Source organism: Aliiglaciecola lipolytica, assembly GCF_018860635.1.
GTDB classification, from domain to species: domain Bacteria; phylum Pseudomonadota; class Gammaproteobacteria; order Enterobacterales; family Alteromonadaceae; genus Aliiglaciecola; species Aliiglaciecola lipolytica_A.
In genome coordinates this window covers 175,040-187,571 of sequence record NZ_JAHKPT010000035.1, presented here as the reverse complement: position 1 = coordinate 187,571, position 12,532 = coordinate 175,040, and the positions used below count along the sequence as shown (strand labels likewise).

The window sequence follows — 12,532 nt, the reverse complement described above, 5'->3', positions numbered from 1 at the left end:
ATTTAGGCGGCTAAGATTAAAAGTAGAATTCCATACTCAATTGAACAAAATCATCACGGCGATATTGATAAATAGGTTCATCTGGCGTATCGCTAGAGAAAAACCAGGCATCAAGACGCCACTTCCAGTTGTCACTGATTCGACTGGATGCTTCAATAAAGCCCGAACGACTATTGGTTTCATCTAAATCTTGCACAATACCAAACAGAATTTCAGTGCCATCAATATCATTGTAGACAATGCGGGTACCAAGCATTAAATCATTCTGCGACGGTGTGAGCAGAGTATTGTCCCGACCATCATATTGGTACTCCATCAGCCACCCCAAATCAAATTGAGTGTCAAACACACCAACAGTGGTATATTCAAATCCTCCCACTAACGCAGTGTAATCTTCAGCTGTAGTTTTACGGCTTATTCCTTCAAACTTAATAAGCCAAGATCCCATTACCGCAAGAAGATCGATACCAGCCTGTTGCATTTGAGGATAATAAGGTCGAAGCAAAGCCGAGTCTTCATTTAATTCAGGAACTAAAATAGGCTCTCGAGAAGTACCATCAAAATAAGAGACCCCAACTTCCCACATTCCTAACGTGTGCTGCCAACGGGCTGCCCAATCAACATTATTTTCATCATCATCCGACTCATAGAGTGGATTATCAGTATCAACGTCTAGCGCGAACCTTGGTCGTCCATCTAATCCGGCAAACGTACGTTCACGAAAGTAAGGTAAAACGAAGACAGAAGTGGTTCCCCAATCTCTAATTAACGAAAGGTTGACCATGGGTTGGCCAAGCTTATCTTCACCATCAATGGCTTCAATCGAATCGGTTTGGTTAATAACATCAACCAGATGTAAGGATTCTGTTTGTCCCCAAAACACTTTACCCACGCCGGTACGCATTTCCCAACCGTCACCAACGTGCAACCAGATAAGTTCGCGAATATCAGCATGAGTTCGCTCATCGTCGTTTTGATCTATGCGATAAAAAGGTTTGAACGAAATGCTATCATCGCCATCATTGAAAGCTTTGTAGATTTCAGCATACCCGTAGATAGAAAAGTTCGCACGGTCCTGCTCTTCATACAAAGCATCCTGCAAAAAATAACGTTGTTCAATCACTGCTGAGCCGCGAATTTCAATATCACTGGCGGCTGAATTAGAAGCAGTAAATAGCAACGCTAAGCATGTTAGAGCAGCGGTACTACCTCGCCCGTTTGAGACTATTCTTGTCAAAGTCACTGTCCTCTAGTCCAGTTTTAAACTCAATTTCATGGGTAATAAGCTCGGTACTTTTACCATTTTGCTCATTAAACATTTCAGTGCGCAATGCACGCCAATATTTATCTAAGTATAAAGTATACTCATCTAATTCAAGGGTTTTTAATAAACTATTTTTCTTATCAAAGTACTCTATTTTGTAAGGGATGTATCGTTCTTGATCTATCCAAACCTTTTGTCGAGTGTAGCCAGAAAACTCATCTACAGGTGTTTGTTCAACCACAAACATTTTTCGATTTTTGTAGGTTTCATCAGTAATATATTTAAAAGTATATTTCTCAACTTCAAACGCTGTCATATCTTCATACGCAAATTCACTGCCCATAAATGGACCAGATTTATTGCGCGATGCAATTCGCTTGACTCGTTTTAACGCAGGCAAATAAATCCATTGTTCATCGGGCTTTTTGGCATGAGAGAAATTAAGAAATGCGGTTCCATTTACATCTTTGGGCTCATCAAATATAGTGAGCGACTTGTCCCCCCCATCTAGATTTTCAAGCCCATGCAAACGCATCGCCCGCTCAGTTTCCTGCCCTTGAGAGTTGCGCAAAATCATAGTTAATTGAGCCACAGAATCTCCCCAACCTCGATCTCGCAATTTACGCTCTTTGGCGATTTCTAACCCTTTTTCCTGTGGCGATTGCGCCAACCCTTCTTTGCCGATTGTGCATAACATGAATACAGTAAAAAAAAGACCGAAACGTTTAATATGAATTTGATTAAATTTCATTGCTTGCTTCCTCAGACAAATTTTGTTTGTCAAACATCAATAGAAAAGCGGGTAAAAACAGGAAATCGACAGCTAAAGCAACGACAATAATAATACCTGTTAACAGCCCCATATCAGAGTTTAGTGCAAAGCTGGATAAAGTTAAGACAGCAAACCCTAAAGTTAAAACCACAGTGGTTACCCAAAGCGCTTTACCAACACTTTTAAAAGCATATCGCACGGCATTTTCAGCAGATTCACCGTGTTGCCGCGCATGCTGGTATTTACTTAAAAAATGAACGGTGTCGTCGACTATTATACCTAAAGCCATACTTAATACGACTGACAAGCCCATATTAATTTCGCCCGAGTATAGTCCCCAAATGCCAAAACCAATTGCTGCTGGTAATAAATTGGGGATTAAACTTATGGCCCCCATTTTCCAAGATTTCAGCGCAAACATTAAGATGACACTAATTAAAACCAAAGCCAAAACTGTACCTCTAAGTAAACTATTCATATTTGCTTCACCGATGTGAGCAAACATTAAGTTTTGACTACCAGCAGTTAAGCGCAATTCTGGGGCATTTTCTTCGACCCACTGATAAGCTTGCTGTTCAAAAGAGGTAATTTCTTTACTGCCTAAGGTTTGCATAGTAACAAAGATTCTAGTTCCCGATTTATCAATATTTAACTGATTATTAAGGTCTAAGTTAAACGGTAGTGACATTTCATAAAGGAGTAAAAACTGTGCGGCCAATGGCTGGCTTTCTGGCAAACGATAATACGCTGGGTCATCGCCATGCATATTTTTATTAAGCCGTAAATAAACATCACTAATTGTAGATACGTTGTCCACCTCTGGTCGTGCTTTTAACCACTGACTAAATTCATGAATATGTTTCAGACTGGTCGGCTCGTTAATTCCCGACTCTTGTTCGGTAAATAAAGCAAAATCTATTGTTGTCATACCGCTTAAAACTTGCTCTTGATAATCTGCGGCAATTTTGAATTCCGCACTATCATCAAAATATTCAACAGGAGTGTCATTTATCTTGTTCATAAGTGACGTACCTATAGCGGCAACAACCACTACAACAGTAAAGGGTAATATACGTTTATGGTGGGCTATTACCCACTCTCCAATCTTTACGAAGCTATCATTGCCGCTATGTGATGCTTTAGCTGCTTTTATTGGCAAAACTCGCAGTATAGAAGGCAGAAAACTAATCGACATAACAAAGGCTATCATCACACCTATTGCGGTTAATGTGCCTAAATCAGCCAGCGCAGGGACATTTGAAAAGTTTAATGTTAGAAAACCAATAGCAGTTGTCGCGCTGGTGATAAAAATAGGCTTGATATTCAGTTGCATACTAGTTTCGATAGCTTCTAATTTTCCTTTACCTTGTCGTAACTCATATAACAAAGACGCGATAACATGCACACAATCGGCCACAGCTAACGTCATAACCAAAGTAGGAACGTTAACTGTTGCAGTGGTTAAATCAAACCCAATCCAGCCGCCGATCCCCATTGTTGAGACAATTGAAAGCGCAACCACCAACAACGTCACAAAGGTGCCAACAAAAGACCGTAATAACACGCCTAAAACCACTAAAATAACAACAAACATCAAAGGTACAAGGGTTGAAGCATCGCCTTTCGCCGCGGTTTCAAAAGCAGAATTCATAAATACAATGCCGGTATGATGAAATTCATGGTCGGGATATAACAATTCATACTTGGCAGTTAATTGTTTTAGAAAATCAACAATCTCAGCGGTTTCTTTGGTCTTATCCCCATCAGGAAGATTAACCGTCACGGCCACAAGCGCGACTTTTCCGTCCGCGTCTACTAATCGATTAAGTAAATTCGGTTCTACTAAAGCAACACTTTTTACTCGCTCAACCAACGCATTATCGATCTTGTCGGAATCAAGTATTAATTGCTCAACTATCATGTCATCGTCTTCAGCCCAAGTATGCTGAAAGTTGGCGATTGAGTCGACGCGACTAGATAAGGGCGTTTGCCAAGCGTCTTCGGTAAAGTCAGCTATTAATTTTAAGGTAGTTGGGTTGAAAACATTTCCCGTTTTTGGCGAAATTAGGATATTGGCGTTTTCGTTTTTACTAAAAATAGCCTGCATCTCTTCAAATGCAATTCGCTGCGGGTTATCTTTCTCAAAATAAACTTTATAATCACCGTTGAAGGCTAATTTCTGCGCACCTGCCCCACACAGGACAATAAATATTAGACTTAGAAATATTGTTAACCAGGGTCTATTTAAAACGGTATTCAACCACAAACTGCGCATTTTTAATCCTCTAAGGGGGGGTAAATTGATCGCATTGCAATGCATTAATATTAATTTGCAACAATACATCAATAAGCCAACAAATTCTTTATAAAGCAGATGTTTAACATAATAGTTTAATCCTTCAACAAACACCTAATTACTACCCCATACAATTTTTCATGCCGTATAAAAAAATATTTTTTTATAATTTCCAACTCATCAAAAGAAAAACATAAACCTTTGTTAAACATATATTTAATCTTAACCCGCTGTCTATTTAGCAGTAAATTTCGGACATCTTTATCACAGTTTGTTTTGATCTTTTGTTAAAAACATGTAGTATTAATCTCAACTGGTCAGATGAGCGGATGTGTTAACAATGAGTATAAGAACAAGTTTAAAGAAAGTTTTACCCCCAATTTCAGTTACCGAGCAAGAAGCCTTGGATGCTGGTGATGTTTGGATTGAATCGTCAATTTATCAGGGGAAGCCTGACATGCAGGCCCTTAGAGATATTCCGGCGGCAAAGCTAACTAAAGACGAGCAAGCCTTTTTAGATGGGCCGGTTACCGAATTATTGGCAATGGTTGACGATTTTGAATTACAAAATAGCAAACATATTCCAGATGAAATTCTCACTTTCTTAAAAGTGAATAAATTTTTCGCTTTGATTATTCCTAAGAAGTTTGGAGGATTAGAATTTAGTCCTTATGCAAACTCAACGATTGTAGCCACTATTGCTGCGACAAGCGGTGCCATTGCGGTAACCGTTATGGTTCCTAATTCCTTAGGCCCTGGTGAGCTATTAATGCACTATGGTACTGAAGACCAACAAAATCAGTGGTTACCAAAGTTAAGTGTTGGCGAAGATATCCCTTGCTTTGCATTGACTGGCCCTGAAGCGGGTTCCGATGCCGGTGCAATTCCAGATGCGGCATACGTCACTAAAGGCACATGGGAAGGCGAAGAAGTTATTGGCCTAAGTGTTAGTTGGGATAAGCGTTACATTACCTTAGCTCCGATTGCCACAGTACTTGGCCTTGCTTTCAAAGTATTTGATCCAGACCATTTAATTGGTGATTCCCTAGAACTTGGTATCACCTGCGCGCTGATTCCTAAAAGCCATCCAGGTGTGGAGTTAGGTAATCGTCATGATCCAATGGGTGTGCGTTTTTATAATGGTACCACTCGGGGTGAAAACGTATTTATTCCAATGGACTTTATCATTGGTGGCCAAAAGAATATTGGTCGTGGATGGCAAATGTTAGTGGCCTGTTTAGGTGCCGGCCGCGGTATCTCATTGCCTGCTATGGGCGTTGCGACTGCACAAACTGCATTTAAATCTACTGCGGAATATTCGTTCGTACGTGAACAATTTGGTGTACCTATTGGTCGCTTCGAAGGTATTCAAGAAAAACTAGCTGACATTGCTGGAAAAACCTTTGTGTTAGAAGCGATGCGAGTTTTAACAACTGAAGGCCTTGGCTTAGGGCTTAAACCATCGGTTGTCACAGCTATTGCCAAATACCACATGACAGAATTAGGTCGCGATGTACTCAATTCAGCCATGGATGTGCAAGCAGGTAAAGCGATTCAACGTGGTCCTCAAAACACCTTGGCAAATGGATATTCGGCACTACCAATTGCGATTACGGTTGAAGGCGCGAATATTTTAACGCGTAACCTGATGATTTTTGGACAAGGTGCGATGCGTTGCCACCCTTACCTTAAAGAAATGGTTGATTTAATTCACAGTGAAGATAATTCGGCTGATAGCGAATTCAATAAAGTGTTAGGCAAGACGGTTAAATTCAGCGTGGCGAACTCGTTCCGTTCAATGTTGAATAGCTATATACCTTTTGCACGTTCAGCGAAAAGTGCGATGCCTGAAGTGAAAAAGTACGAAAAACGGCTAAATGCACTGTCGGCAAAACTTGCTCCACTGGCTGACCTTTCATTGTTAGTATTAGGTGGTGATCTGAAAAAAGCAGAGCTTTTATCTGCACGTCTAGGTGACATCATGAGCTACACCTATGCTGCCATGGCTGTTGTACGCTTTTATGAGCAAAAAGTGTCTAATCGAGCTGAAGCGTTACCCTACTTCGAGTACGCAATTCAGTGGTGTTTACAGCAAGGTGAACAAGCGCTGGTTAATTTTGTTAACAACTTCCCGAATACTGCTACCCGCGGTTTGATGAGAGTACTAACAAACACTTATAGCTCTTCGGTAAAAGGAATTTCTGATGATTTGGTTCGTCAGCTATCTTCGGCAACTATGCAGCAATCGAGCATTAAGAGCGAATTAACGCATCTAGTGAAATCTAATGTAGGTGATGGAAATTACATTAACGAACAAGCGTTCGATGCAAAACATGCGGCCATGCCTGTTCTGAAGAAGATTCAAAAGCAATTACGTCAAACTCCTGTAGTGCCGGCTTTAACCTTCGAACATATCGTGAATACCTTTGCTGACAAAGGTCTGTTAAGCACTGCTGAAGTTGCTTTAGTTATGGATTACAACGACAAACGTAAATTGGCCGTAAGAGTAGATGAATATACATTTGATTTAGAACTAGTGGATATACATAAAGCGCCCGATTCCCAGCAAGCTGACGCAGCTTAGGCGAATAACCGTTCAAAAAGCAGATAATAATATCTGCTTTTTTTTTGCCTAACTTTTACTTAATTTACCCCTCTGATGCAGGATAATTGCTGCATTGATAGCATCGGCCACAAAAAAACGCTACCATCACGGATATCCGTAAAGAATATTGTTTAATCAATATTTAGACACGACCCTCATCACAAACTCAAGATTATATAAGGTTGGATTATACGTAATGGCAAACGAGCGATTAGATAACGATCTTCCTAACATCGTTCTAGATAAAGAAGATAGAGAAGCTTTTCAACGCACAAGAGCGAAAGAAAAAACCAAATCCAAAAAATCAGGCGACTCCAATAAGGAAGATAAAAGTGGTGTTTCGGGTGCTTGGTTATTTTTAGTATTGCTGATTGCATTGGCAGCTTGTGGCGCAAGTTATTGGCTTTACCAACAAAAAATGCAAAGCGATGCTGAATTAGCTAACGCGATTAGTCGTGTAGCAGAATTAGAAAGACGCCTGTCTGCCACAGGTGAAGAAATGGACCAATCGGCTGGTGCACTTAGAGTAACTGTCTCTGAACTAACGGAAAAAACAGATGAGTTATGGGCTCAAATGGACAAGCTTTGGGCCTCAGCTTGGCGCAGAAATCAAACTGACATCAATCAACTTGCTGAAAATGTAAAACAACAAAATAGTCAAACTCAGAAGAAGTTAGGTGTCATGGAAGGTGACTTTTCAACTGTCTCAACTAACTTAGCGATATTACAAGAGCAACTGTCACAACAAGCAAATGAGTTATCGCAACTTAGTACTTTGTTAGCGGAAGTGAAATCTAGCAGTAACAATAGCGCCAGAGAAGTAGGTGATATTCAAGCGAAGCTCGTCGCTCTAGATCAAGTTAATGGCGCATTGACTCGCCGTGTCGCTGAATTAGAAAAATGGCGCAGAGATGCCCAAATCACCACCACGGTTCCCTAATCAATTTGAAATAACTGTGTAGTTAAAAACAAAAGGCTCAATATTTGTAATATTGAGCCTTTTGCTTATAAGTACTGACATTTAAAACTAACAACCCCAACAATATTCACTGGATGATAAAGAGCTACTATTGTCTTTATCCCAGGCTTTTCTTCCGTCACTGTAGAAATAAATATTGCCATCACCGGCTTGAGAAGTGCCAGACACAGGTGTTGCGGTTATCATATAACTGTTTCCCGACGTCGAAACGCTTTCAATAGTTAGGTTATACTTTTTGTTGGCTGCTGGTTCAGATGATGGAGAATAATCATGAAATATAGCTGGTTTCCCCGTATCCGCAGCAGATTCAGCAGCTCCTTTATAACTATAGGTCGACGCTTTATGGCGCTCCATAGCTGCGGCTAAAGCCATTAAATCAGACTGGGCAGCACCTCTGTTGCTGGTTTTTAAAAAACCTTGATAACTTGGATAAGCAATACTGGTGATAATGCCAATTATGGCAACTACTATCATCAACTCAATTAACGTAAAACCCTGATTTAAATTACGTTGCATCATCATTCCTCTTGTCACTCTCTTTCAACTTCAGTTTTCCAACTGTTTTTCAACACTCGTTCGAAACGTCCATAAATATTTTCAGCTAAACACTCAAATGCGGTACCACATGCTATTGGGTCTCCATCCTCATCAACGTCAATCACTGCTGAAGTACATTCAGTACCTAAACACACCACAGGTGTCGTAATATCTTCTATTAGAATTTTAGTCTCAGGCGCGATACCCGTTTGTTGCAGTTGTGCATATCTGTCTTCATTGGACAAGTCGTCATCATAATTCAAATCAGTTACTGCGTTAGCATTGACTAGATTAACTAGATAAGCACGACTGTTCCCTGTGGGAGGTGCACAGGCGCTATCACTTGCTGACGCGGGTAAGTAGGTGGTGAAAAACAACTTATAATCAATAATTAGTGGCGAGGCTAATACCTTTTCACCACCAGCTCCTAGGGTTAAATACCAACCGTGTTTACTGGCGAACTCTGATGTTGCAATTTCCTTAACGGTATCATCGCTAGAGGTCAATGTATGAGCAGTGGCATCAAATAAATCTGAAATCAGATAGGGTGTTGCTGGTAAGGTATAATTACCATCTTCATCAAGATTAAAAACACCTTCGTCTTTAATCATGTAAAAGTGATCCTGAATTACACTATTTAGCGGTTTAGCTCGAAAGCCTGAACCAACAGCCACAGCGTAAAAGTGATCATTACCGAGGTTGATTTCTGACACATCAGGACCATAAAAGAAGCGTCTATTATCAGCCGCTGCATCGCCACCAAATTTGGCCATTACAGCTCCAGTTACAAGCTCGCTTACACCACTACCATTATGTATATCTAGTCTGAACAGTTGACCGCCCATATCAGCAACATACATATGATCTGCAACACCGTCCCCTTCCCTGTCAATCACAGATACTCGAGCAGGAATACTGTACTGCATATCAGTAAGCACTAGATCTGCATCAGCATTACTCGCACTCCAAATCAAACTGCCAGTATCAGCGTCTACCATATAGACCGCGTTACCAACAGAATCAGCACTGCGAATTTCTTTATCGTCTTGCGACTCATCATAGCCACCAGCAAAAATTAAAACATCTTTAGTGGTAGAACCTATTTTCACTTTAGTAACAGTAGGCCTTGACCAACTTTGTCCTAACTTTTCAAAGCCAGTGCTACCACCACTAATTTCAAATTTCAGTGCAGGTTGGGTTTTATTGGTAATATCGAATGCATAATAATTGCGGCCACCTCTGCGCATTCCTACATAAAGATAAATACTGTCGTCAACATTGCGTAAGACCATATCGCCATCTAAACCATAAATATGATTATAAGATGAGCCGTCTTTATATAAATCATACTGATTAGTTAACAGCTCTTTGGGCATAACCGCAAAGTTTTCACTGCCCGAACTTGGATCAAATGAATGCAATAAACCGTGGTTAGTAGCGACTAAAATTGCACTATCTGTGGATGAATAATTAACGATAATAGGCTGAGAATGAATCGGGTCTCCCATAGCCAAGCGAATATCAGTGTAGTCGCCGTCCCCATCTTCATCTCTAACATCTACGCCGCGTACCCATTTGAGAATATCCGTACGCAGTTCATCCGCATCAGGTAAGGCTGAAATAGCTAAGTCATCTTTACTAATATTAGAATTACTTTCATGTATTTGATTCGCATCAACGGCTATAGAACCGGTACCTTCAAACGCATATATATTGCGCGTCAGATTCATTCTGCTTGCCGCACCACCTTCTCTAACGTCATTACCATCGGCTAATACAGACCAGTAGCTATGCGCATTTTCAGAAAAGAAACCAGTACCTTCATCTACTGCCTCTATACCATTTTGATCTAAAACTTGATCACCGTCGATGCGATAACGTTTCAAGTTTCCAGGCCATATAGCGCCTTCTGAAGGTTTAAATAAAGCAAAATAAAGCTCATCATTGTGGGTCAAGCGATTTAGCTGGTTAACCGCAACACCAGGAGACACGAAGGTTGTATTAACATCTTTAACCGTTTTTAAAATTGATGAGAAAGCGGTAACTAAATCAGCGGAATTATCGGCTTCATAGAAACCTCCGCCACCATTGATAGCGAGTTGGTTTAAAAAAGCACTGGCACTGCTGCTGGTGGCAAACCCAATGGTGTGTGTGATAATTCGAGTATCGATGACAGAGTCACCCAAATCACCGATATTTTTGACCAAATCTACACCGCATTTCTCACCACCACTTCCGGAGCAATTTTTCCCTAGCAAAGCCTCAATTTTTGACTCGCTGTGATTGTAGTTTGCTTCACCATCAGAGAGTAAAACAATATGGTTATTGGTCTGACATTGCTGATCTTGAATCGGCGTATCGTATACCGCACCTGAAGGTATGTACTCACCAACACAATAGCTAGAACTTAAATTATCTTCAGTACATCCATATGGAAGCACTGAATTATCGCCGATATAAGACAACCGGTGACTGACACGAGTGCTTCTGCGCACAGAAGATGACACTGAACTAGGACCACGTTGTAAGCCATAATCTACCGCTCGACCACCGTAATAATTTGTAGCCTCTAATAATGTATCAACTATGGGGGTATAACCATTTGCGGTTAATTCATCCACTTTACCAATCAAGTGCTCTCTTACCGTTGAGGTACTTCCTGGTGTAGATAACCCTTCATATTCAACCACTAAAACGGGAGCTGCAGAGGGTTTACCATTATATGAGTAGGCACCTCTAACACCGGTGATATCAGACACCACAAAGGACATATCATTCCCCGACTCCCAATCCCCTCGATTAACTAACTCCTGCACAATAGAAGACAAGTCTGGGGTTTCATAAGTGTAGTTCTTGTACCAACTTGGAATGCTTCCCCAGGTCACAGACGCCGAAGTTTTAGGGTCGTTTCGCAAGCGATACCTTGAATAATATTTAAAGTTACCAGGGTCGGCTTGATTAATACCTTTAATAACAAAAGAGGCACCACTGCCTGTGCGGTTTTGATATGCTGTAAAACGAATATAAGCGTTAGTGATTATTGCATTTTGTGGCAGTGCTAAGCTTCTAAATCGCATACCTACATAAGCGTTATAAGACGGATTGAAAGTTAACTCTGTCCCCGTAGATTCATAACCATTAGTGCGTTCTTCAGCATTATCATCGTTAGAAGCAACTTGATAAGTACTCGAGCCTCTCACGCAGCCAGGTGATGAAGAACTGTCATAGGCGACCACAAGTTGCACGCCCGAGCCCGAACCATCTTCAAAGGATTCGATTTTTCGGTTACTTGAACTATCCACACTTGAGCCTTCAATAATGACATTTAAGTCGTTTTGACCACACCACGTAGTTTGATCAATCACTTCTTGTATTACGTTGGTTATATCTGGTGAAGATATGGTTTGGCCGGCCAATGGCCAACTATTGTCGCTACTCCAATCGACCTCATTTGAAGTTAAAGTACGGGTGGAAATATCGAAACTATTACTATTAAAAGCAGTAGCATCAGGGACCCGTTCCGCGCGTATTTTAAAAGTAGTAGCTGAAGTATTTAGCTGTGCTGAGGTAAAACGCAAATAAGCGTTGGTAATAGTCGCGCCTTGAGGAATATTGAGCTCTTGAAAACGAAAACCACTGGTAACCACCTCAGTTCCATATGAAAGCCGGATTTCAGAACTAGTCCGGTTTACACTACCCAGTATTTCATAGGCGTCATCATTGCCCTCAATTATCGTTTTGGTTAGCACCGGTAAAACACTGGAGTCTATTTGGCTCACTGGATAGAGTACGGGGCCACCGTAATCGGAAAAGCGCATTAAACCTGCATTAATATTGGTTACCGAGCCTAAGGTCTCTTTTAACGCATTTTGAACCCGCAACATCCGCGTTTCATCTGTACCATCCTTTGAGTCCATACTGCCTGAGGTATCCATAATGAACAGTACGTTGGGATAATATTCAACAGCAGCATCAGAACTGCCTAAATAAATTTCTAAATCATCAGCAAATGCTGAAAACATAATCATGCTCGACAATATGCAAGCTAAACCAGAATGCAGCGCTTTTTTAATAGACAT

General features: G+C 40.8%; 7 protein-coding genes. 2 read left to right on the top strand and 5 right to left on the bottom strand.

Annotation, left to right across the window (positions count from 1 at the left end):
• Positions 1-16: 16 nt before the first annotated feature.
• The 3 genes from KO530_RS18725 to KO530_RS18715 are packed head-to-tail and all read right to left on the bottom strand — an operon-like array spanning position 17 to position 4,311.
• The gene (locus KO530_RS18725) at positions 17-1,237 is read right to left on the bottom strand and encodes a hypothetical protein (protein ID WP_252729368.1); all 1,221 of its coding nucleotides are present in this window, start codon (positions 1,235-1,237) and stop codon (positions 17-19) included.
• Positions 1,206-2,015: an outer membrane lipoprotein-sorting protein gene (locus KO530_RS18720; protein WP_216049984.1), complete on the bottom strand. Its 810-nt coding sequence runs from the start codon at positions 2,013-2,015 to the stop codon at positions 1,206-1,208. The genes KO530_RS18725 and KO530_RS18720 overlap by 32 nt, the downstream gene beginning before the upstream one ends.
• Positions 2,005-4,311 (bottom strand): efflux RND transporter permease subunit, encoded by a 2,307-nt coding sequence (locus tag KO530_RS18715; RefSeq protein WP_216049983.1) that lies wholly within the window; start codon positions 4,309-4,311, stop codon positions 2,005-2,007. Before KO530_RS18715 ends, KO530_RS18720 begins: the two co-directional genes overlap by 11 nt.
• Before the next feature lie 361 nt (positions 4,312-4,672).
• On the opposite strand from KO530_RS18715, the gene KO530_RS18710 reads away from it, so the two are divergent.
• Both KO530_RS18710 and KO530_RS18705 read left to right on the top strand, forming a co-directional pair.
• On the top strand, positions 4,673-6,916 hold the full coding sequence (locus tag KO530_RS18710; RefSeq protein WP_216049982.1) for an acyl-CoA dehydrogenase: 2,244 nt from the start codon (positions 4,673-4,675) through the stop codon (positions 6,914-6,916).
• 217 nt (positions 6,917-7,133) lie between these two features.
• The gene (locus KO530_RS18705) at positions 7,134-7,877 is read left to right on the top strand and encodes a hypothetical protein (protein ID WP_216049981.1); all 744 of its coding nucleotides are present in this window, start codon (positions 7,134-7,136) and stop codon (positions 7,875-7,877) included.
• Between the two features lie 87 nt (positions 7,878-7,964).
• On the opposite strand, the gene KO530_RS18700 is transcribed toward KO530_RS18705, so the two are convergent.
• Both KO530_RS18700 and KO530_RS18695 read right to left on the bottom strand, forming a co-directional pair.
• Positions 7,965-8,435, bottom strand: coding sequence for a type IV pilin protein (locus KO530_RS18700; RefSeq protein WP_436792310.1), 471 nt, complete (start codon positions 8,433-8,435; stop codon positions 7,965-7,967).
• Positions 8,436-8,446: 11 nt separating this feature from the next.
• Positions 8,447-12,532: a PilC/PilY family type IV pilus protein gene (locus KO530_RS18695; RefSeq protein ID WP_216049979.1), complete on the bottom strand. Its 4,086-nt coding sequence runs from the start codon at positions 12,530-12,532 to the stop codon at positions 8,447-8,449.

Bases quoted from the DNA above. Each gene is read 5' to 3' on its own strand.
- KO530_RS18720 (WP_216049984.1), bottom strand. From the start codon at position 2,015: ATGAAATTTAATCAAATTCATATTAAACGTTTCGGTCTTTTTTTTACT.
- KO530_RS18715 (WP_216049983.1), bottom strand. From the start codon at position 4,311: ATGCGCAGTTTGTGGTTGAATACCGTTTTAAATAGACCCTGGTTAACA.
- KO530_RS18710 (WP_216049982.1), top strand. From the start codon at position 4,673: ATGAGTATAAGAACAAGTTTAAAGAAAGTTTTACCCCCAATTTCAGTT.
- KO530_RS18705 (WP_216049981.1), top strand. From the start codon at position 7,134: ATGGCAAACGAGCGATTAGATAACGATCTTCCTAACATCGTTCTAGAT.
- KO530_RS18700 (WP_436792310.1), bottom strand. From the start codon at position 8,435: ATGATGCAACGTAATTTAAATCAGGGTTTTACGTTAATTGAGTTGATG.
- KO530_RS18695 (WP_216049979.1), bottom strand. From the start codon at position 12,532: ATGTCTATTAAAAAAGCGCTGCATTCTGGTTTAGCTTGCATATTGTCG.